We start from the raw sequence: 19,178 nt of genomic DNA, 5'->3' as shown, positions 1-19,178 counted from the left end.
GCCCGCCTCACTAGGTTGGGGGCATGAGCACCCTCCCGCGGCGACAGCGAGTGGCCGCGTACGCCGTCATGCTGCGCGAGCGCGAGGGCCGCGTCGAGATCCTCCTGAGCCGCCTCGCGCCGAAGGTCTCGCGCTCCGAGCTGTGGACACTGCCCGGCGGCGGCGTCGACCACGGCGAGGACCCGCGGGCCGCGCTGGTGCGCGAGATCCACGAGGAGACCGGGCTCGACGCGACGGTCGGCGAGACCGCGCACGTCTACAGCGCGCACCTGCCGCGCGCCACTCGCGACGGTCGGCTCGTCGACGCCCACGCGATCCGGATCGTGTACGACGCCTGGGTGCCGACCGACGCCCCTGCGCCGCGCGTGGTCGAGGTCGACGGCTCCACGATCGAGGCGGCCTGGCACGCCCTGGACGACGTCGCCTCGGGCGCCGTGCCCGTGGCCGCCCAGGTCACCGACGCCCTCGTCGACCACCAGCCCTACCGCCTGCAGCGGGTGGCGGCCTACGCACTCGTGCGACGCGGCGCCACCGGCGAGGGAGAGGTCCTGCTCACCCGCCTGTCGCCGCGCGCGGCCCACCCGGGACGCTGGACCCTGCCCGGCGGCGGCGTCGACCACGGCGAGCACCCGTCGGTCGCCCTGGCGCGCGAGGTCGAGGAGGAGTGCGGCCTCACCTGCGAGGTCGGCGAGCTGCTCGGGGTGCACGACACCCACTTCTCGGGCCACGCCCCCTCCGGTCGCATCGAGGACTACCACGGCATCCACCTGGTCCACCGGGCCACGGTGGGCGCGGGCGAGCCCCGCGTGCAGGAGGTCGGCGGCACGACCGACGAGGTCGCCTGGGTGCCGGTGGCGGACGTGCGGTCCGGCGAGGTGCCGGTGCTCGACCTCGTCACCTACGCCCTCGCGATGTCCTGACCGGCATCCGCGCGACCTAGGATGCAGGGGTGAACCCCCGCCACCGTCGACTCGTGATCCCGGTGGCGTTGGGGGCACTGATCCTCATCGTCGTCCTCGCCGCCGTCCTGTGAGCGAGTGGGAGCAGCTCAGGTCTGCGATCCTCGCCCCCGACCGGCTGGTCCGGGCGCTCGCGAGCGGCCGTCGCAAGGGGCAGCCGGCGCCGGTCGTCGGGAGCCGGGAGGTCCGCCGGGTCGAGGTCCGGGTCGTCGACCTCAAGTCCGGGCCGCACCTGCAGGTGGTGTCGTACGACGCCACGCAGGCGTACACCACCAACCACGCGATTGGTGAGGCTGCGGACGCGGCGGTCGATGCGCTGCTCGCCGAGCCGTTCGCCAACTGGCACGTCGACACCATGGGCGAGACCCACCAGCTCCGGGTGACGAAGAAGGGCGTGCCGATGCTGCACACGGCGCCCCGCAGCGAGGCGGTCGAGGTGTCGCGCGACCACGACCGCGCGAAGGACCGGCTGCTCGCGGAGGACGACCCCGTGCTCGTGGCGCTCGGCATCAGCGACGCGCAGGGGCGGGTCAAGCCCACCCGGCAGGCGAAGTACCGCCAGGTGGAGGAGTTCGTCCGGCTCCTCGACGCGAGCCTCATCGAGGCGATCGCCCAGGGCCAGGTCCGCACGCCGACGCCCGACGACCCGCTGCGGGTCGTCGACCTCGGCTGCGGCAACGCCTACCTGACCTTCGCTGCGCACGCCCACCTCGCTCGGCGGGTCCCGGTCCGGATGACCGGCGTCGACGTGAAGCAGCAGTCGGCCGACCACAACTCACAGGTCGCGGCCGGCCTCGGCATCGACGCGGCCTTCGTGGTCGGCACGATCGCCGACGCGGACCTGGACCGGGCACCCGACGTCGTGCTCGCCCTGCACGCCTGCGACACCGCGACCGACGACGCCCTCGCGCGGGCGCTGGAGTGGGAGGCCTCGCTCGTGCTCGCCGCCCCCTGCTGCCACCACGACATCGCCGCCCAGCTCCGGACGACCGAGGTGCCGGAGCCCTACGCGATGCTGACGCGCTACGGCATCCTGCGCGAGCGGTTCGCCGACACCCTCACCGACGCCCTGCGGGCCTCGCTGCTGCGACGCGAGGGCTACCGGGTCGACGTGGTCGAGTTCGTCGAGAGCGCGCACACCCCGCGCAACACGCTCCTGCGGGCCGTGCGCACCGGCGCACCCAGCGCCGACGCGGCACGGGAGTACGACGACCTCCTGGCGTCGTGGGGCGTGCGCCCGAGGCTGGGCGAGCTGCTCGGCCCGTCCGCCGTCTAGCCCGTGAAGAGCGCCGACGCCCGGTCGATCGTCTGCCACAGGCCGTAGGCCAGCGGGATCCCCACCAGCAGCCAGGCCAGTGCCACGAGGACGGGACTGGTGGTGGTCGTCGTGGTGCTCGGCTCGCTCATCGGGCGGCCTCCTGTCGCTGGCTGATGCGGTCCTCGTTGGCGGCGTGCGCGTCCTGGTCGAAGTGCGTCTCGGCGACCGGCTTGATCATCAGGTTCGACACGAAGCCGACGGTCAGCACGCCCACCATGGTGAGCAGGGCGGGACGGTAGTCGGCGGCGACCAGGTTGCCCGGCTCGCCGATGCTGTCGAGGATGCCGTTGACGATGAGCGGCCCGGCGACGCCGGCCGCGGCCCACGCGGTGAGGAGCCGGCCGTGGATCGCGCCGACCTCGAGGGTGCCGAAGAGGTCCTTGAGGTAGGCCGGGACGGTCGCGAACCCTCCGCCGTAGTAGGAGATGATCACGACCGCGAGCGCCACGAAGACGACGGTCGAGCTGCTGCCGAACAGCGCCAGCAGCAGGTAGAGCACGAGTCCGACGCCGAGGTACATGACGTAGGTCGGCTTGCGCCCGATCCGGTCCGACAGGCTCGACCACACGAAGCGGCCGAGCATGTTGGCCAGTGACAGCACGCCCACGAAGCCGCCTGCCGCTGCCGCGGAGATCGAGCTGGTGCCGTTCTCCCGGAAGAAGTCCTGGATCATCGGCGCGGCCTGCTCGAGGATGCCGATGCCCGCGGTGACGTTGCAGAACAGCACCACCCAGAGGAAGTAGAACTGCGGCGTGCGGATCGCCTGACGGGCCCGCACGAGCGCGCCGTTGGTGCCGGGGGAGTGCTCGGCGGTGCTGTCGTCGCCGTGGCCCGGGGGGACCCGGATCAGCGTGGCGCCGATCAGCATGAAGACCGTGTAGACGATGCCCAGCGTGAGGAACGTCTGCGCCAGCGCCGACCCGGACGCGACGGCGCCCGGCTCGGTCGGCACGAAGTCGGAGTCGTAGAGCGACATCAGCTTGTTGGACAGCGGCGAGGCGATCAGCGCTCCGCCGCCGAAGCCCATGATCGCCATGCCCGTGGCCAGGCCCGGGCGGTCCGGGAACCACTTGATCAGGGTCGAGACCGGCGAGATGTAGCCGATGCCGAGGCCGATGCCGCCGATCACGCCGTAGCCGAGGTAGAGCAGCCACAGCTGGGAGGTCGCGATGCCGGCGGAGCCGACCAGGAACCCGGTCCCCCAGCAGATCGCGGCCGCGAGCATCGCCTTGCGCGGCCCGGAGCGCTCGACCCACGTGCCGAGGACCGCGGCGGAGAGGCCGAGCATCACGATCGCGATCGAGAACACCCAGCCGATCGCGGTCAGGCTCGTGTCGAAGCTCGCGACCAGCGAGGTCTTGAACACCGAGAACGCATAGACCTGGCCGATGGACAGGTGGACCGCCAGGGCGGCGGGCGGGATCAGCCAGCGGCTGTAGCCCGGTCCGGCGACGATCGCCGACTTGTCGAGACGCGACATGCACATCTCCTTCCGAGAGACCCTCGTCACGTTAGGTCCGGGTGGTTGAGGTGTCACCTACCCGCAGGGAGGTCGCACGCCGAACGGTCGGTCCGGTACGCCCAACGGCCGCGCGGCTACGGTGGCGGCGTGCGAGCGCGGGGAGCAGCAGTGGCGGCGATGGTCGCGCTGCCCTTCCTGCTCGGTGCCGCGTCGGGGGAGCCGGGCGTCGACGCGCAGGAGGCGTTCCGCTTCGCCGACCCCGACGTCGTCGAGTCGAGCGGGCTGGTCGTCGTCGACGGCCTGGTGGTGACGGTCAACGACTCGGGCGACTCCGGCCGCGTGTTCGCCGTCGACCCGGCCACCGGCGAGACGGTCGGCGTCACGTCGTGGTCCCCCGCGCCGGTCGACGTCGAGGCCCTCGCCCCGGCGGGCCCCGGGCACGTCTGGGCCGCCGACACCGGCGACAACCGCCACGTGCGCGACTCGGTCGAGGTGCTCCGGGTCCCGGTGGGTCGCGGCGACCGCAGCGTCCGGCCCACGTCGTACGAGCTGGTCTACCCCGACGGTGCGCACGACGCGGAGGCACTCGTGCGCCACCCGCTCACCGGCCGCCTCCACGTGATCACCAAGGGCGTCTTCTCCGGGACGGTGTACGCCGCCCCGCCGCGGCTGCGTGCCGACCGCCCCAACGCGCTGGTGGCGGTGGGCGAGGCGCCGGGCATCGTCACCGACGCGACCTTCCTGCCCGGCGGCGGCGGGGTGGTGCTGCGGACCTACACCAGCGCCCACCTCGCGGCCTACCCCTCGTGGGAACCGGTGTCGTCGTGGGACCTCCCCGACCAGGACCAGGGTGAGGGTCTCGCGCTCGCCGGTCGCGAACTGCTGGTCAGCACCGAGGGAGCCCGCTCGCAGGTGCTGCGGGTCCCGCTACCTGCCGAGGCGCGTGCCACCGACCGGCGCTCGGTCGCGTGGACCGCCCTGTGCTGGCTCGCCATCGCACTCGGCGCACCGGCCAGCGCGGGTTGAGCAGGCCGCGCAGAGACCGTCGCGGAACCGGTCAGCCGAGCGCGAGGTCCAGCGCCGCCTGCACGTGGAGCGTCGTGCACGGGAAGACGGGGAGCTCGACGTCGGCCTGCTTGACCAGCAGTTCGAGCTCGGTGCAGCCGAGCAGGACACCGCCGGCGCCGGCGTCCCAGAGCTCCTCGATGATCCGGACGACCGCGCTGCGGGTGCGGGGGAGGACCACGCCGTGGACGAGCTCCTCGTAGATCGCGTCGTTGAGCAGGTCGTGGTGGGCGGCGTCCGGCACGAGGACGGTGAGGCCGTGGCTCTCGAGGCGCTCGACGAAGAACGACTCCGACATCGCGACCTTGGTGCCGATCAGGCCGACCGTGGAGACGCCGGCGGCCCTGACTGCCTCGGCCACCACGTCGGCGAGGTGCAGGACCGGGATCTCCACGGCCTCCTCGACCTGGTCGGCGACCTTGTGGAACGTCGTGGTGCACAGCAGCAGGAAGTCGGCCCCGGCCCGCTCGACGCCCTGCGCGGCGTCGGACAGCAGCGTGCCGACCTGGTCCCAGCGCTCCTCGTCCTCGAGGTGGGTGACCTCGGCGAAGTCGACCGTGGTCAGCGCCAGCTTCGGGGAGGAGAGGCCGCCGAGGCGCTCCTGCATCCCGAGGTTGAGGTCGCGGTAGTAGGCCGCGCTGCTCTCCCAGCTCATGCCGCCGACGAGTCCGATGGTCTTCACGCGCGGCAGTCTTCCACGACTCAGCTGCGGTGCACCTTGTGTGCCGCTGCTTGGGCGCGGGGCTTGATGACCAGCTCGTCGATGTCGACGTGGGAGGGCCGGGTGGCCACCCAGGAGATGGCGTCGGCGACGTCCTCGGCGAGCAGCGGCTGGTCGACACCGGCGTACACCGCGTCGGCCTTGGCCTGGTCGCCGTCGAAACGGACGAGCGCGAACTCGTCGGTGCGCACCATGCCCGGGGCGACCTCGCTGATCCGGATCGGCTCGCCGTTGAGCTCGAGGCGCAGGGTCTCGGTCACCACCTTCACGCCGTGCTTGGCGGCGGTGTAGCCGGCGCCGCCCTCGTAGGCCCAGCGGCCGGCCGTCGAGCCGACGTTGACGATGATCGCGTCGCCACTGGCCCGCAGGGCGGGCAGCAGCGCCTTGGTGACCCGGACCAGGCCGAGCACGTTGATGTCGTACATGTGGCGCCACCCGTCCAGCTCGGCGGCGTCGACCCGGTCGGCACCGACCGCGCCGCCGGCGTTGTTGACCAGCACGTCGCACGTCGGCACCGCCGCGGCGAGCGCGTCGACCGATGCCTGGTCGGTGACGTCGCAGGTGATCGCGACACCGCCGATCTCGGCCGCGAGCTCCTCGATGCGCTCGGTGCGGCGGGCGGCGCAGACGACCCGGAAGCCCTGGGCCGCGAGGGCGCGGGCGGTCGCGGCGCCGATGCCGCTGGAGGCTCCGGTGACGACGGCGGTGCGGGGGAGGGTCTGCTCGGAGGTCATGTGGCCATCCTGCCAAGATGCTCCTGTGATCTACGCGGCGGCCGACGGTTCGGCACTCGGCAACCCCGGCCCGGCGGGCTGGGCGTGGTACGTCGACGACGGCTGCTGGGCGTCCGGCGGCTGGCCCCGCGGCACCAACAACATGGGTGAGCTGATGGCCGTGCTCGACCTGCTCCAGCAGACCGCGCACCTCGACGACGACCTGCACGTCTACTGCGACAGCAAGTACGTCATCGACTCCGTCACGAAGTGGATGGCGGGCTGGAAGCGCAAGGGCTGGAAGAAGGGCGACGGCAAGCCGGTGCTCAACGTCGAGCTGATGAAGGCGCTCGACGAGGCCATGGACGGCCGTCGCGACCGGGTCCGCTTCGAGTGGGTCAAGGGCCACGCCGGCCACGAGCTCAACGAGGCCGCCGACAGGCGCGCCAACGCCGCCGCGTCGGCCTACCAGCGAGGCGCCGAGCCCGACGCCGGCCCGGGCTTCTCGGGCAGCAGCACCTCCCACCCGGCCGCGGCCGTCGGCCAGGTCGAGGAGGAGCCCGACCTGTTCAGCGACCTCGAGGACGTCGCGCCCACCACCGACGAGGAGCACGTCGTCGCGATGGAGCGGGCCCTGCTCACCGACGAGGTGCGCGGCGACCGGGCGGCGGTGGCCGCCCTGCTCCACCCGGCCTGGCAGGAGGTCGGCCGGTCGGGCCGGCTGTGGAGCCGCGACGACATGCTCGACGCGATCGGTCCGGGCGAGCCGGTGCGGCTCGACGTCGTCTCGGTCGAGCGGGTCGACCGCGACACCATCCTGCTCGTGTGGCGGGCGCTCGCCGATGGTCGCTCGACCCTGCGCAGCAGCCTCTGGGTCCGTGACGGCGGCACCTCCGGCGGGCGCTGGCAGCAGCGGTTCCACCAGGGCACCGACGAGCCCTGAGCTGCGCGCGCGCGCTGGGTGCGTCGGGCGTGACGTGGCACACTCGCTGGATGCCTCCCGCGAAGCTCGCAGCCTCCGCCGCAGTCCTCGGCGGAGTGCTCTGGATCGCCCACGCCGTGCTCGGCGGTGGTGACGACCCGCTCTCCAGCACCTTGTTCCTCGTCGGCCTGGCCGCCCTGGTGGTGGCCGCCGGCATCTTCGGCACGAGCCTCGTCAAGAGCAACGCCGTGGCCATGCGCGTCACCGTCGGGGTGGCCTCCGGCCTGCTGATGCTCAGCCTCGTCGAGGCGTTCCGCCCGCCGGGCACGGCCTGGTACAACGGCTTCTGGGGCATCCTCGCGCTCGTGGTGGGTGGCACCTCGCTCCTGCGCAGCCGCGGCAGGGCCGCCGACGGCCGCCCCGCCCAGGGCGCGCACGCTGGCTGACCCTCCCCGGCGACCCACCCCTCGGGGCGACGCCCGGGAATCCCGGGCACGCGTGGCAGGTTGTGCCTGAGGTGCCCGCTCCCGGGCGCCACCGACTCGAGCTCATGGAGGCAGCGTTGGGCGACCGCGTGGCGATGATCAGCCTGCACACCTCACCCCTGGACCAGCCGGGCACGGGGGATGCAGGCGGGATGAACGTCTACGTCATCGAGCTCTCCCGTCGCCTCGCCGCCCAGGGCCTCGCCGTCGACGTCTTCACCCGCGCCACCTCCTCGGCGCTGCCGCAGGTGGTCGAGGCCGCCGACGGGGTGCTCGTGCGCCACGTCGCCGCCGGCCCGTTCGAGGGCCTCGCCAAGGGTGAGCTGCCCGGCCAGCTGTGCACCTTCGCCCGCGAGGTGCTGCGCACCGAGGCCCTGCAGCCGCTCGGCCACTACACCGCCGTCCACTCCCACTACTGGCTCTCCGGCCAGGTCGGCGCCCTCGCGCGCGACCGCTGGAACGTCCCGCTGGTGCACTCGATGCACACGATGGCCAAGGTCAAGAACGAGGCGCTCGCGCTCGGCGACACCCCCGAGCCGGTCTCGCGGGTGATCGGTGAGGAGCAGGTGGTGGAGGCCGCCGACCTGCTCGTGGCCAACACCGACACCGAGGCCCGCCAGCTCGTCGACCTCTACGACGCCAGCCCCGACGCCGTCGAGGTGATCCACCCGGGCGTCGACCTGACCGTCTTCGCCCCCCGCGGTCGCGCCGAGGCGCGCCGCGAGCTCGGTCTGCCCGACGACGCGGTCGTGCTCCTCTTCGCCGGTCGGATCCAGCCGCTGAAGGCCCCCGACGTGCTCCTGCGTGCGGTCGAGGTGCTGCTGCGCGACGACCCGTCGCTGCGCCACCGCCTGGTCGTGCCCGTCGTGGGCGGTCCGTCCGGCAGCGGCCTCGAGCACCCGACGGCCCTGGCCGACCTCGCGGCCGACCTGGGCATCACCGACGTCGTGCGCTTCGTCCCGCCCGTGACCCAGCCCGAGCTGGCCGTGTGGTCCTCGGCCGCCACGGCCGTCGCGGTGCCGTCCTACAACGAGTCCTTCGGCCTGGTCGCCGTCGAGGCGCAGGCCACCGGCACCCCGGTCGTCGCGGCCGCGGTGGGCGGCCTCACCACGGTCGTCAGCGACGGCGTCAGCGGGCTGCTCGTCGACACGCACGAGCCGCGCGACTGGGCCGCCGCCCTGCGCCGCCTCGTCGACGACCCGGAGCTCGTCGAGCGGCTCGGCCGCGGGGCCGTCGCGCACGCCCAGGAGTTCTCCTGGGAGCGCACCGCGGAGCACACGCTGGCCGCCTACGAGCGCGCTGCTGCCCGCATGCGTGCGGTCCCCGCGTGATGGGATGAGGCCATGAGCACCTCGCCGGTCGAGACGATCCGCACCTACCTCGCGGACAACGGGATCGAGCACGAGGAGAGGACCCGTGAGGGCGTCGAGGGCGCGAGCTTCTCGCTGACCCTGCCGGGCGAGAAGAAGCTGCAGACGCCGGTGCGGCTCGACGTCGGACCGCACGCGCTCGGCGTGCACGCCTTCGTGTGCCGCAACCCCGACGAGAACCACGCCCGCGTCCACCGCTGGCTGCTCGAGCGCAACCTGAGGATGTACGCCGTCTCCTTCGCCGTCGACCGGCACGGGGACATCTACCTCGAGGCGCGGCTGCCGCTGGCCTCGGTGAGCGACGACGAGCTCGACCGCCTGCTGGGCTCCGTGCTCGCCAACGCCGACGAGTCCTTCAACGCGATCCTCGAGCTCGGGTTCGCCTCCTCCATCCGCAAGGAGTGGGACTGGCGGATCTCGCGCGGGGAGTCGACCCGCAACCTCGAGGCGTTCCGCGGCTGGCTCGAGGCCGGCGCCGAGCCGACGCCGGACTCCGCGCCCGACACCTGAGCCGGCGTCAGGCCGCGGGCACGGCCTTCGGCCTGCGACGGGTCATCAGCACCCCGGCGATCGCCAGCGCGCCGCCGACGAACGTCAGCGACGGCGGCACCTCGTCGATCGTGAGCCACGCGATCAGCGTCGCGATCAGCGGGACCAGGAAGGTCGTCAGCGACAGCGCTCCCGCGTCGGTGTGGGTGAGCGCGAACGCCCACGTGGTGAAGGCGATCGCGGTCGGGAAGACGCCGAGGTAGACGATCCACCAGAGCTCCGGGCCACCGTCGGCCACGATGCCGGGGAGGTCTCCCGAGAACGGCAGGCAGGTCACCGCGCCCATCAGGAACGAGACCAGCACCACCTGGACGGACGGGATGCGGCGCAGCAGGACCTTCTGGGTCAGCACGCCGACGGCGTACATCGCCGCGGCGACGAGGACGAGCACCACCCCGAGCAGGCTCGCGCCGGCGTCGGTCGAGGACCCGCGGGCGATCACCGCCACCCCGGCGAAGCCGACGAGCATGCCCGCGACCAGCCAGCGGTGCAGCACCTCGCCGAAGAGCGGGACCGCGAGCAGCGCCACGATCACGGGGCCGATCTGGATGATCATCGCGGCGGTGCCGGCGTCGACGTGCCGCTCGCCGGCGTTGAGGGCCAGGTTGTAGACGCCGAACCACCCGACACCGCCCAGCGCGAGCAGCAGCCACTCACGGCCCGTCGGGCGGACCCAGCCGCGGCGCAGCACCAGCGGCAGCACCACCAGCGCGGCGACGAGGAGCCGTCCGGAGCCGAGGGCTCCCGGGCTGACGTCGTGCGCCACGTGGCGGATGACCACGAACGCCGAGGCCCACATCACGAGCGTCACCGCCCCGGCTGCGGCGGGCAGCCAGGCGGGCGGGGCGGTAGTGGGAGCGGTCTCGGGGGAGGCGGTCGTCGTCACGAGTCAAGACTAGGAACGGTCATGACCCGCCGCCAGCGGTTTTCGGACGGGGATCGCCGAGATCCCGCCTCAGTCACCCAGGGCGGGGATCGGCTCCGACTCGACCGAGACCGACCACCCCGCACCCCGGACGACGCCAGGATCCCGGGGGTCGGCTCGCGGCGAGCCCGGCAGGCGCGACCCGGTCGCGGCGTCCAGCGCGAACACGTCGGGCCCGCGACCGGCCCCCGGTCGGGCGGTCACGACCACGGCGCTCCCCTGCGCCCGCACGCTCATCACGTAGCGGTCCTTCAGCGTGGTGGCGGTCCGGCGCCAGAGCACCGTCCCGTCGTCGGCCCTCACGCCGTACACCGAGCCCTCGGTGCTCGCGAGCACCACCACGTCGCCCACGTGCACGATGGCGGGGTCGCGGAGGACCGGCAAGGTGGTCTCCCAGCTGGGCGCGCCGGTGGCCGTACGTCGCTCCAGCCGTCGCTCGTCCGACACGATGTAGAGCGAGTCGTCGACGACACGCGCCCAGACCCGCTCGGGGTAGGTGGCCGCCATGCCGACACCGACGCCCGGGACCTCACGCCCGACGACCGGTTCGGCTTCCACCGAGTAGCCGTCGAGCGCGGCCTCGTCCTCGAGGACGAGCTCCTTCACCGAGTAGACGAAGCCGCCCGCGACGCCGACGGTCCCGCGCCCGTTGCCGGTCCGCACGACGTCCCCGTCGACGAGGTCGAGGAGGGTGAACCCGCACGGGTGGTGCACCAGGACGTAGCCGCCACTGATCTGCGGGGCCTGGTCGGTCGGCAGGGGGAGCGTGGTCCGCCAGTGCCTGTCGCCGTCGCTCGCCGAGACCGTCGCGTGCGCCCCCGCGCCACAGTCATCCGTGAACGGCGGCGCCTCCGGCCCGGTACAGCCGGTGAGCCCCACCATCGCGGCCACGCACAGGACCGCACCACGACGTCGCATGTGCGTCAGACGCAGGCGGTCCCGAGCCGGTTGCACCAGCCCGTCCGGCGGACCACCTCGCCGTGGTCAGAGGTCCAGCTTGTAGCCCAGGCCGCGGACCGTGACGAGGAACTTCGGCTCGCTGGGGTCGGGCTCGAGCTTGGCGCGCAGGCGCTTGACGTGCACGTCGAGGGTCTTGGTGTCGCCGACGTAGTCGGAGCCCCAGACGCGGTCGATGAGCTGCCCGCGGGTGAGCACCCGGCCGGGGTTGCGCAGGAACATCTCGAGGAGCTCGAACTCCTTGAGCGGCAGGCGCTGCTCGCTGCCGCCGACGGTCACGACGTGGCGCTCGACGTCCATCCGGACCGGTCCGGCCTCGAGGGTGTCGGGCATCAGGTCGGGCTCCTGGCCGCGGCGCAGCACGGCCCGGATGCGGGCGACGAGCTCGCGCGGGGAGTAGGGCTTGGTGACGTAGTCGTCGGCGCCGAGCTCGAGCCCGACGACCTTGTCGACCTCGTCGTCCTTGGCGCTGACCATGATCACCGGGACCGAGGAGGACTGCCGGATCTGGCGGCACACCTCGGTGCCGGGCACGCCCGGCAGCATGAGGTCGAGCAGGACGATGTCGGGTCCGAAGCGGTCGAACTCCGTGAGGGCGGTGTTGCCGTCGGCGGCGATCGCCACCTCGTAGCCCTCCTTGCGGAGCATGTAGGCGAGCGCGTCGCTGTAGCTCTCTTCGTCCTCGACGACGAGTACGCGGGTCATCTGCTGGTCTCCTGCTGTGTTCTGCGTGTGGGATCGGGGGTGCGGGTCATCGCGGGCGCGACGACCTCGACAGGGGTGGTGGGGCCGCCCTCGTGGGGGCCCGAGTTGCGGGGGAGGGTGAGGGTGAAGGTCGAGCCCTGGCCCTGCACCGACCACACCGAGATGTCGCCGCCGTGGGTCGCCGCGACGTGCTTCACGATCGCCAGGCCCAGGCCGGTGCCCCCGGTGGAGCGGTGGCGGGCCGGGTCGACGCGGTAGAACCGCTCGAAGATCCGGTCGATGTCCTCGGCGGGGATGCCGATGCCCTGGTCGACGACGGAGACCTGGACCTGCTCGCCCTCGGCGCGCGAGGTGACCACGACGCGCGAGCCGTTGTTGGAGTAGGCGACGGCGTTGGCCACCAGGTTGCTGATGGCGGCGCCGATCTGCTCCTGCGAGCCGAAGACCTCCAGGCCGTGCTCGCCGCGCGACTCGACGGTGATCTCCTTCGCGGTGGCCTCCATCGCGCTCGTGTCGACCGCGGTCGCGACGGCGGCGTCGACGTCGACCATCACCGGCTTCTCCAGGGGGTCGTGCCCCTGGAGGCGCGACAGCTCGATGATCTGCTGCACGAGCTTCGAGAGCCGGTCGCTCTCCTTGAGCATCCGGTTGGCGAAGCGCTGGACGGCCTCGGGGTCGTCGGAGGCGTCGGTGACGGCCTCGGCCAGCAGCCGGATGGCGCCGACCGGGGTCTTGAGCTCGTGGCTCACGTTGGCGACGAAGTCGCGCCGCACGGCCTCGACGCGGCGCTCGCGGGTGCGGTCCTCGACCAGCGCCAGCACCAGTCGCGCACCGAGGGGCGCGACCCGGGCGGTCAGCGTGCGTCCGAAGCCCCCGTCGGCGGCCGGCAGGTCGATCTCGCTCTCCCGGATCTGCCCGTCGCGGCGCACCTGGGCCACGCTGTCGAGCAGCTCCGGCACGACGACGGTGTTGCCGCGCACCAGCCCGAAGGCGTACGCCGGGGCGGAGGCCTTGAGCACGTGGTCGGACTCGTCGACGACGATCGCGCTCGAGCGCAGGATGCTCAGGACGGCGGCGGCGCCCTCCTGGACGGCGGGCTCCTCCCGGGCGGGCATGCTGGAGCGCTGGCGGTCACTGATGTGCCACGCCAGCACGGCCCCACCTGCCACGATGGCCCCGATGATGGCGGCCAACCCGGCCTGCATCGTCGGATCCACGCCCACCATCGTACGCACGCGGCGACCCCCGCCAGACCCGCTGGACGGTGGGCGCCGAGTGTTCATCCCGCGTTCATCGAGGACGTACGGGTGTTCGCTTCGGCTGCCTAGAGTGGCTCCCATGCGCGAGGCCTTCCACGACCAGCTAGACGGCATCTTTGCCGACCTGTCCGAGATCTGCGGTCAGGTCGAGGTGGCCGTCCGTGAGGCCACCAAGGCCCTGATGACCGGTGACGTCCACACCGCCGACCAGGTGATCGGCAACGACAAGGCGATCGACGCCGCACGCGAGCGCGTCGACGACACCGCCTTCTCGCTGCTCTCCCTCCAGCAGCCCGTCGCCGGCGACCTCCGGGTCATCGTCTCGGCGCTGCGGATGGCCACCGAGCTCGAGCGGATGGGCGACCTGTCCGTCCACGTCGCGAAGATCGCCCGCCTGCGGGTGCCCGCGGTCGCCGTGCCCGACGAGCTCCGCCCGACCATGCAGCGCATGGCCGAGACCGCGGAGGACATGGTCCGCCGGGTGCGCGACATCATCATCGAGCGCGACGTCGAGGCGGCCATCGAGCTCGGCCGTGACGACGAGGTGATGGACCAGCTCCGTCGCCGCAGCTTCACCGAGCTGCTGTCGGCCGACTGGCAGCACGGCGTCGAGGCCGCGGTCGACGTCGCCCTGCTCGGCCGCTACTACGAGCGCATCGCCGACCACTCGGTCTCGGTCGCCAACCGCGTCGTCTTCGTGGTCACCGGCGACCTGCCGTCCCGCGACTGAGCGATCCCGCCCGGGACCGGCTCCGTCGGCCCGCGCTGCTCAGCGACCCTGGTTGGCGACCGCGGCAGCGGCTGCGGCCGCGGCCTCGGGGTCGAGGTACTCGCCACCGGGGACGGTCGGCTGCAGCGACTCGTCGAGGCGGTAGACGAGCGGCATCCCGGTGGGGATGTTGAGCCCGGCGATGTCCTCGTCGCTGATGCCGTCGAGGTGCTTGACCAGCGCCCGGAGGCTGTTGCCGTGGGCGGCGACCAGGACCGTCCTGCCGGACCGGAGGTCGGGCACGATCTCGGACTCCCAGTAGGGGAGGAACCGGGCGATGACGTCCTTGAGGCACTCGGTGCGCGGCAGCTCGTCGCCGAGGTCGGCGTAGCGCGGGTCGTCGGCCTGGGAGAACTCGTCGGCGTCGTCGAGCGGCGGCGGGGGGACGTCGAACGAGCGGCGCCAGAGCATGAACTGCTCCTCGCCGTACTCCTCGAGCGTCTGCTTCTTGTCCTTGCCCTGGAGGGCGCCGTAGTGGCGCTCGTTGAGCCGCCAGCTGCGCTTGACCGGGATCCAGTGGCGGTCGGCGGAGTCGAGGGCGAGCGCGGCGGTGTTGATCGCGCGCCGCTGCAGGGAGGTGTGCACGACGTCGGGGAGGATGCCGGCGTCCTTGATGAGGGTGCCGCCGCGGACGGCCTCCTCGCGACCCTTCTCGGTCAGCGCGACGTCGACCCAGCCGGTGAACAGGTTCTTGGCGTTCCACTCGCTCTCGCCGTGGCGGAGCAGCACGAGCGTGTAGGTCATGAGGCGTCCATGCCTTCCCAGTAGCCGGAGTCGTCGGGGACGACGGGCACGTTCAGGGTGATGCGCTCGCCGTTTCCGAAGTCGACCGCGAGCGGGACGAAGTCGCCCGCGGCGAAGTCGCCGGTGAGCACGATGTCGGCGGCGGGATCGGCCAGGTTGACCAGGCCGCCCGGGGCGACGGCGATCGGGTCGAAGTCGGCCGCCTGGACCGAGCTGTCCTCGCCGGAGACGCCGGTGAAGCTCTGCTCCTCGTCGACGTCGTTGTTGGAGAGCGACGCGACGAACGTGCCCGACCCGTCGGCCGCCGAGACCACGACCGCGGAGAGGACGTCGACGACGCCGTCGCGGTTGTTGCTGCCACTGCCGGGGGTGTAGTCACGCTCGGTCGCGTAGCTGAAGCCGCAGGAGGACAGCGGAGCGGCGAGCGCGATGACCGCGGCAGCGGTCGCGAGGGGTCGAAGTCGCATGGCCCACAGCCTAGCGTCGGGTCACGTCAGTCCGACCGTCCGCCCTGCGATCAGGATGGCGACCACGGCGGCCGCGGTCCACACGCTCGCGATCACGAGCATCCGGGGCGTCCCGGTGCGCAGCGCGAGCAGCAGCGGGAGCGAGCGTTCGCCCTCCTCGTGGTCGTGCACGAGGCCCGGCAGCGCGAGCAGCACGTGCACCCCCAGCCCGAGGGCCGCGGCGAGCCCGACCATGAGCGGCGTCGGCGGGGTCGACGTACCGGCTCCGTTCCATCCTCCGTGGGCGAGGAAGACGGGGTAGAGGCCGAAGCTGACCACCCAGGGCACGAACGAGAGCACCGTGGCGTGCAGCAGGCGGTCGCCGATCGCGGAGACCGCCAGGAGCGAGAGGTACGCCGTCGCGGCCACGCGCCCGTGGGCGACCGCGAGGGGGACGACGAGCAGCACCGCGCAGGCGATCGCGAACCAGGCGGTGCCGGGGTCGAGGGACTCGTTGCCGAGCGGCTTCTCGGGCCGGTGCCGCGCGTCGCGCGGACGGTCGGCGAGGTCGTCGGCCCAGCCGAGGACGGCCTGCCCGACGAGCACGGTGCCGCCGACCAGCGCCACCTCCCGCAGGGGCCGCCCGGCCACGGTCGCGGCGGCCGCGAGGGCGGCGGCGGTGGCCAGGGCCTGGCGCGGGTGCGCGGCCCGGAGGAGGGCCAGCGTCGAGGACGTCGGCATGGCCCGCAGTATGCCCACCTGGGCCTCCCGAGGCTGCGCGCACCACATCGACATATGTTCTGTCAACCCCGGATGTGGCCTCTGACCTGCGGAAACGCGTCGGAGGCCGATTCGAACCCGTGTTAGAATGGACACCTAGGAAGGGGAACTGAACATATGACTTTCACCGTTGGCGAAACGGTCGTCTATCCCAATCACGGGGCCGCAGTCATCGAGGACATCGAGATGCGGACGATCAAGGGGGAGGACCGGCAGTATCTCGTCCTCAGGATTGTCGCTCAGCAGGACCTGGTCGTTCGCGTGCCGGCCTGCAACCTCGACCTCGTCGGCGTCCGTGACGTCGTCGACAAGGAGGGCCTCGACCGCGTCTTCGACGTGCTGCGTGCCGCCCACGTCGAGGAGCCGACGAACTGGTCGCGTCGCTACAAGGCCAACCTGGAGAAGCTGCACTCCGGCGACGTCATGAAGGTGTCGGAGGTCGTGCGCGACCTGTGGCGCCGCGAGCGTGACCGCGGCCTGTCGGCCGGCGAGAAGCGCATGCTGGCCAAGGCTCGCCAGATCCTGGTCTCCGAGCTCGCGCTGGCCGAGAAGACCAACGAGGACAAGGCCGAGGCCATGCTCGACGAGGTCCTCGCCTCCTGAGCGCAGGCTCACCCGCACCACGACCCGACCCCCGGCACACGTCCCGTGCCGGGGGTCGCGTCATGTCCGGGGCCGACGGGGATAGCGTGGCCCCGCGATGGACCCAGCGATGATCGACGACGACGACCCCACCCCTGCCCTCGGCATGGTCGTGGACGAGGGGCGCGGTGCCCTTCCCTACCAGCTGGTCCACGGCGAGTCGCTCGTCGCCTGCGCCGCTTGGGCGCTGGGCCGGTCCGGGGTCGACCTGGTCGACGCGAGCGTGCCGTGGTCCGGCCTCGTCGAGGCGGGCGAGGACCTCGTGCTGCACGACGCGCTCTGCCCGATGACCCCACCCGAGTTCATCGCGGCCTGCCTCGCCGCGTCCCGCGAGACCGGGCTCCCCGTCGTGGGAGTCGAGGAGTCGGGCGCCGTCCTCTCGCCCGTCGTGCTCCCGGCCCGCGTGCTCGGCACGCTGCCGCAGCAGCCCTCCCCGGACCTGGGCCGGCTGGTCGAGGTGCTCGAGGCGTCGTACGACGTCCAGCGGCGGGTCGCACCGGCCGCCGCTGCCCGCGTCGCCTCGGCCGACGAGATCGCGGCCCTCGAGCGGCTGACCACCCCCGACGTCGACGACGTCCAGGCGGACGCGTGAGCGCCACCGCGGTGCTCGCGATGGCCGGTCGCGGGGGACTGCCGTTCGCCTCGCTGCACCGTGCGCCCCTCTACCTCCACGCGCTGCGGTCGCTGGCCGCGTCGGGCGTGGACCGGCTCCTGGTGGCCGTCGACGCCGCCGACCACGACCGGGTGGTGCGCGAGGTGCGCCACGCAGGCGTCGCCGCCGAGGTGCGGGCCGGCGCGGGCTGGTGGGACGAGCTGCGCGCTGCCGGCACGACCTCCGCCCTCCTGGTGCACGACGCGCTCTGCCCGCTGGCCTCGGCGGAGTTCCTGCGCGAGGTCCGCACCGGTGCTGCCGCGACGCCGGAGGTGTCCGCGCTTGCCTTCCGTCCGGTCACCGACACGGTGAAGACGGTCGTGGACGCCCGGATCGGCGGGACGATCGACCGCGAGGGGCTCGCCGCGCTGGTGTCGCCGGCAGTGGTCGCGGCGCCGGTGCTGGCCGCGGCGCTCGAGCGCGACGCCCGGCCGCCGATCGACGACTTCGCCCGCCTGGCCGCCTGGCTCCGGGCGCACGGGGAGGTCGGGCTGGTGCGCGCCCCCTCGCTCGCCCGGCGCGTCGACGACGCGTCGTCGGTGAACCTCCTGGAGTGCGTCGACGAGCTCTCGCGGCGGGTGCGCCGCGAGCCCGTCAGCGACGCAGGAGCCCCCGGAACTCCCTGAGGAACTTGCCGGGCTGGCGCAGCACCGCCCGCGGCAGCTGGCGCACGTAGCCGACCGGGTCGCGCGCGACCCGGCGCATCATCCGCCGCGGCTTGCTGACCAGGCGCTGCTCGAGGTCGAGGGCGTACGCCGGGATCAGCGCACGCGAGGACAGCTCGACGTGGGTGCCGCAGCGGGTGCAGCGCACGGAGTCGAGCAGGCGACCGGTGTAGTGCAGCTCGTGGTCGGTGAGCAGGTGGCACACCTCGCAGTGCAGCTCGGCCTCGCTCGTGCTCATGAGCGGTCACGCTCCCCGTGGGGGAGCAGGTCCCGCAGGTGAGACATCGCAGACTCCCGTCGGTGGCGCTGCCGTCCGGACAGGTCCCAGTCTGCCTTGGCGAGCAGCCGCTCGGCGAGGAAGAGGTCCTCGGGGAACGTGATCTTGATGTTGCCGGCGTCGCCGTCGACGCAGAGCACCGGCACGTCGGTGTAGCGCTCCATGCAGCTCGCGGTGTCGGTGCCGACGAAGCCGTCGGCGTCGGCGAGGCGGTACGCCTCGAGCAGGGGACCCGCCCGGAAGGCCTGCGGGGTCTGGACGGCCACCACGCGGTCCGGGGGCTGCTCGCCGCCGTCGTCGAGCGCGGTGAGGTGTCCCTGGTCGCGCACCGGGATCGCGCCGCCGTGCTCGAGCGCGGCCTCGATGACGGAGGCGAACATCGTCGTCACCGCCAGCGGGCGGGCCGCGTCGTGGATCACCACCACGTCGATCTCGCCGGCCTCGATCATCGGGGCCAGCGCCTGGAGGGCCTGCCACTCCGAGCTGTGCCTGCTGTCGCCGCCGACGACGACGGCCACGTCGGGCTGGCCCACCTCACGGTCGAGGGTGGCCATCACGGTCTCCCGGTCCTCCTCGCGGATCACCAGGACGGTGTGGGTCACGGTCGCGAGCCGGCGGGCCGACTCGATGGACCAGGTGAAGACCCCGCGACCGGCCAGCGGGAGCAGGACCTTGTTGGTGTGGTGCCCACTGCGGCGCCCCTCGCCCGCGGCGAGCATGACGACCGCGGCGCGGGCGGACGGGGGGAGGGGCACCGCGCGAGCCTAGGACATCGCGCGGCTCGCGACGGCGT

General features: G+C 72.9%; 24 protein-coding genes. 11 read left to right on the top strand and 13 right to left on the bottom strand.

Annotation, left to right across the window (positions count from 1 at the left end):
* The first annotated feature begins 23 nt into the window (after positions 1-23).
* The gene (locus tag EUA93_RS03270; RefSeq protein WP_129398698.1) at positions 24-920 is read left to right on the top strand and encodes an NUDIX hydrolase; all 897 of its coding nucleotides are present in this window, start codon (positions 24-26) and stop codon (positions 918-920) included.
* Between the two features lie 109 nt (positions 921-1,029).
* Complete coding sequence (locus EUA93_RS03265) at positions 1,030-2,235, top strand: class I SAM-dependent methyltransferase (protein ID WP_129398696.1); 1,206 nt, start codon at positions 1,030-1,032, stop codon at positions 2,233-2,235.
* Here the strand turns inward: EUA93_RS03265 and EUA93_RS22140 are convergent.
* Both EUA93_RS22140 and EUA93_RS03255 read right to left on the bottom strand, forming a co-directional pair.
* Positions 2,232-2,366, bottom strand: a complete 135-nt coding sequence (locus EUA93_RS22140) for an MFS transporter small subunit (RefSeq protein ID WP_129398694.1) — start codon at positions 2,364-2,366, stop codon at positions 2,232-2,234. The genes EUA93_RS03265 and EUA93_RS22140 overlap by 4 nt on opposite strands.
* Positions 2,363-3,757 (bottom strand): OFA family MFS transporter, encoded by a 1,395-nt coding sequence (locus tag EUA93_RS03255; RefSeq protein ID WP_207208595.1) that lies wholly within the window; start codon positions 3,755-3,757, stop codon positions 2,363-2,365. The genes EUA93_RS22140 and EUA93_RS03255 overlap by 4 nt, the downstream gene beginning before the upstream one ends.
* A gap of 129 nt (positions 3,758-3,886) precedes the next feature.
* On the opposite strand from EUA93_RS03255, the gene EUA93_RS03250 reads away from it, so the two are divergent.
* Positions 3,887-4,765: a hypothetical protein gene (locus tag EUA93_RS03250; protein ID WP_129398690.1), complete on the top strand. Its 879-nt coding sequence runs from the start codon at positions 3,887-3,889 to the stop codon at positions 4,763-4,765.
* Positions 4,766-4,796: 31 nt separating this feature from the next.
* On the opposite strand, the gene EUA93_RS03245 is transcribed toward EUA93_RS03250, so the two are convergent.
* Positions 4,797-5,486: an aspartate/glutamate racemase family protein gene (locus EUA93_RS03245; RefSeq protein ID WP_129398688.1), complete on the bottom strand. Its 690-nt coding sequence runs from the start codon at positions 5,484-5,486 to the stop codon at positions 4,797-4,799.
* A 20-nt stretch (positions 5,487-5,506) separates the two neighbouring features.
* The gene (locus EUA93_RS03240; RefSeq protein ID WP_129398686.1) at positions 5,507-6,259 is read right to left on the bottom strand and encodes an SDR family NAD(P)-dependent oxidoreductase; all 753 of its coding nucleotides are present in this window, start codon (positions 6,257-6,259) and stop codon (positions 5,507-5,509) included.
* A 25-nt stretch (positions 6,260-6,284) separates the two neighbouring features.
* On the opposite strand from EUA93_RS03240, the gene EUA93_RS03235 reads away from it, so the two are divergent.
* The 4 genes from EUA93_RS03235 (at position 6,285) to EUA93_RS03220 (ending at position 9,525) form a co-directional block, all read left to right on the top strand.
* On the top strand, positions 6,285-7,181 hold the full coding sequence (locus EUA93_RS03235; RefSeq protein ID WP_207208594.1) for a ribonuclease HI family protein: 897 nt from the start codon (positions 6,285-6,287) through the stop codon (positions 7,179-7,181).
* Between the two features lie 50 nt (positions 7,182-7,231).
* The gene (locus EUA93_RS03230; RefSeq protein ID WP_129398683.1) at positions 7,232-7,606 is read left to right on the top strand and encodes a hypothetical protein; all 375 of its coding nucleotides are present in this window, start codon (positions 7,232-7,234) and stop codon (positions 7,604-7,606) included.
* 104 nt (positions 7,607-7,710) lie between these two features.
* A complete protein-coding gene (gene mshA, locus EUA93_RS03225; RefSeq protein WP_129398681.1) occupies positions 7,711-8,976 on the top strand; it encodes a D-inositol-3-phosphate glycosyltransferase in 1,266 nt (421 codons plus the stop codon).
* 12 nt (positions 8,977-8,988) lie between these two features.
* Entirely contained in the window at positions 8,989-9,525 is a 537-nt protein-coding gene (locus EUA93_RS03220; protein ID WP_129398679.1) for a type III secretion system chaperone family protein, read from the top strand.
* Positions 9,526-9,532: 7 nt separating this feature from the next.
* On the opposite strand, the gene EUA93_RS03215 is transcribed toward EUA93_RS03220, so the two are convergent.
* The 4 genes from EUA93_RS03215 to EUA93_RS03200 all read right to left on the bottom strand — a co-directional run bounded on the left by EUA93_RS03215 (position 9,533) and on the right by EUA93_RS03200 (position 13,368).
* Positions 9,533-10,450, bottom strand: a complete 918-nt coding sequence (locus EUA93_RS03215; RefSeq protein ID WP_242497218.1) for a DMT family transporter — start codon at positions 10,448-10,450, stop codon at positions 9,533-9,535.
* Between the two features lie 69 nt (positions 10,451-10,519).
* The gene (locus EUA93_RS03210) at positions 10,520-11,407 is read right to left on the bottom strand and encodes an outer membrane protein assembly factor BamB family protein (protein WP_129398677.1); all 888 of its coding nucleotides are present in this window, start codon (positions 11,405-11,407) and stop codon (positions 10,520-10,522) included.
* A 66-nt stretch (positions 11,408-11,473) separates the two neighbouring features.
* Entirely contained in the window at positions 11,474-12,151 is a 678-nt protein-coding gene (locus EUA93_RS03205; RefSeq protein WP_129398675.1) for a response regulator transcription factor, read from the bottom strand.
* Entirely contained in the window at positions 12,148-13,368 is a 1,221-nt protein-coding gene (locus tag EUA93_RS03200; protein ID WP_207208593.1) for a sensor histidine kinase, read from the bottom strand. The genes EUA93_RS03205 and EUA93_RS03200 overlap by 4 nt, the downstream gene beginning before the upstream one ends.
* Before the next feature lie 121 nt (positions 13,369-13,489).
* On the opposite strand from EUA93_RS03200, the gene phoU reads away from it, so the two are divergent.
* On the top strand, positions 13,490-14,140 hold the full coding sequence (gene phoU / locus EUA93_RS03195) for a phosphate signaling complex protein PhoU (RefSeq protein WP_129398673.1): 651 nt from the start codon (positions 13,490-13,492) through the stop codon (positions 14,138-14,140).
* Between the two features lie 39 nt (positions 14,141-14,179).
* Here the strand turns inward: phoU and EUA93_RS03190 are convergent, their stop codons facing one another.
* From EUA93_RS03190 to EUA93_RS03180, 3 genes are read right to left on the bottom strand one after another with little or no spacing between them, the layout of a single operon-like run.
* Positions 14,180-14,923 carry a phosphoglyceromutase gene (locus EUA93_RS03190; protein ID WP_129398671.1) on the bottom strand — a complete coding sequence of 248 codons (744 nt, stop codon included), beginning with the start codon at positions 14,921-14,923 and terminating at the stop codon, positions 14,180-14,182.
* A complete protein-coding gene (locus tag EUA93_RS03185; RefSeq protein ID WP_129398669.1) occupies positions 14,920-15,390 on the bottom strand; it encodes a copper chaperone PCu(A)C in 471 nt (156 codons plus the stop codon). Before EUA93_RS03185 ends, EUA93_RS03190 begins: the two co-directional genes overlap by 4 nt.
* Before the next feature lie 21 nt (positions 15,391-15,411).
* Positions 15,412-16,110 (bottom strand): UbiA prenyltransferase family protein, encoded by a 699-nt coding sequence (locus tag EUA93_RS03180; RefSeq protein ID WP_165355040.1) that lies wholly within the window; start codon positions 16,108-16,110, stop codon positions 15,412-15,414.
* 156 nt (positions 16,111-16,266) lie between these two features.
* On the opposite strand from EUA93_RS03180, the gene EUA93_RS03175 reads away from it, so the two are divergent.
* From EUA93_RS03175 to EUA93_RS03165, 3 genes are all read left to right on the top strand, one after another.
* Entirely contained in the window at positions 16,267-16,752 is a 486-nt protein-coding gene (locus EUA93_RS03175) for a CarD family transcriptional regulator (RefSeq protein WP_056602200.1), read from the top strand.
* Positions 16,753-16,849: 97 nt separating this feature from the next.
* The gene (locus tag EUA93_RS03170) at positions 16,850-17,383 is read left to right on the top strand and encodes a hypothetical protein (protein WP_129398665.1); all 534 of its coding nucleotides are present in this window, start codon (positions 16,850-16,852) and stop codon (positions 17,381-17,383) included.
* The gene (locus EUA93_RS03165) at positions 17,380-18,069 is read left to right on the top strand and encodes a 2-C-methyl-D-erythritol 4-phosphate cytidylyltransferase (protein ID WP_129398663.1); all 690 of its coding nucleotides are present in this window, start codon (positions 17,380-17,382) and stop codon (positions 18,067-18,069) included. Before EUA93_RS03170 ends, EUA93_RS03165 begins: the two co-directional genes overlap by 4 nt.
* On the opposite strand, the gene EUA93_RS03160 is transcribed toward EUA93_RS03165, so the two are convergent.
* Positions 18,038-18,346, bottom strand: coding sequence for a hypothetical protein (locus EUA93_RS03160; RefSeq protein WP_129398662.1), 309 nt, complete (start codon positions 18,344-18,346; stop codon positions 18,038-18,040). The genes EUA93_RS03165 and EUA93_RS03160 overlap by 32 nt on opposite strands.
* Positions 18,343-19,140 (bottom strand): IspD/TarI family cytidylyltransferase, encoded by a 798-nt coding sequence (locus EUA93_RS03155; RefSeq protein WP_242497217.1) that lies wholly within the window; start codon positions 19,138-19,140, stop codon positions 18,343-18,345. The genes EUA93_RS03160 and EUA93_RS03155 overlap by 4 nt, the downstream gene beginning before the upstream one ends.
* Positions 19,141-19,178 lie beyond the last annotated feature (38 nt).

Origin of the sequence: Nocardioides oleivorans (assembly GCF_004137255.1) — a bacterium.
GTDB lineage: Bacteria > Actinomycetota > Actinomycetes > Propionibacteriales > Nocardioidaceae > Nocardioides > Nocardioides oleivorans.
This window is presented reverse-complemented; position numbering and strand designations above follow the sequence as displayed.

Coding starts and splice junctions, on each gene's coding strand:
- EUA93_RS03270 (WP_129398698.1), top strand. CDS start 24: ATGAGCACCCTCCCGCGGCGACAGCGAGTGGCCGCGTACGCCGTCATG.
- EUA93_RS22140 (WP_129398694.1), bottom strand. CDS start 2,366: ATGAGCGAGCCGAGCACCACGACGACCACCACCAGTCCCGTCCTCGTG.
- EUA93_RS03255 (WP_207208595.1), bottom strand. CDS start 3,757: ATGTCGCGTCTCGACAAGTCGGCGATCGTCGCCGGACCGGGCTACAGC.
- EUA93_RS03240 (WP_129398686.1), bottom strand. CDS start 6,259: ATGACCTCCGAGCAGACCCTCCCCCGCACCGCCGTCGTCACCGGAGCC.
- EUA93_RS03230 (WP_129398683.1), top strand. CDS start 7,232: ATGCCTCCCGCGAAGCTCGCAGCCTCCGCCGCAGTCCTCGGCGGAGTG.
- mshA (WP_129398681.1), top strand. CDS start 7,711: ATGGAGGCAGCGTTGGGCGACCGCGTGGCGATGATCAGCCTGCACACC.
- EUA93_RS03220 (WP_129398679.1), top strand. CDS start 8,989: ATGAGCACCTCGCCGGTCGAGACGATCCGCACCTACCTCGCGGACAAC.
- EUA93_RS03210 (WP_129398677.1), bottom strand. CDS start 11,407: ATGCGACGTCGTGGTGCGGTCCTGTGCGTGGCCGCGATGGTGGGGCTC.
- EUA93_RS03205 (WP_129398675.1), bottom strand. CDS start 12,151: ATGACCCGCGTACTCGTCGTCGAGGACGAAGAGAGCTACAGCGACGCG.
- phoU (WP_129398673.1), top strand. CDS start 13,490: ATGCGCGAGGCCTTCCACGACCAGCTAGACGGCATCTTTGCCGACCTG.
- EUA93_RS03190 (WP_129398671.1), bottom strand. CDS start 14,923: ATGACCTACACGCTCGTGCTGCTCCGCCACGGCGAGAGCGAGTGGAAC.
- EUA93_RS03185 (WP_129398669.1), bottom strand. CDS start 15,390: ATGCGACTTCGACCCCTCGCGACCGCTGCCGCGGTCATCGCGCTCGCC.
- EUA93_RS03180 (WP_165355040.1), bottom strand. CDS start 16,110: ATGCCGACGTCCTCGACGCTGGCCCTCCTCCGGGCCGCGCACCCGCGC.
- EUA93_RS03175 (WP_056602200.1), top strand. CDS start 16,267: ATGACTTTCACCGTTGGCGAAACGGTCGTCTATCCCAATCACGGGGCC.
- EUA93_RS03170 (WP_129398665.1), top strand. CDS start 16,850: ATGGACCCAGCGATGATCGACGACGACGACCCCACCCCTGCCCTCGGC.
- EUA93_RS03160 (WP_129398662.1), bottom strand. CDS start 18,346: ATGAGCACGAGCGAGGCCGAGCTGCACTGCGAGGTGTGCCACCTGCTC.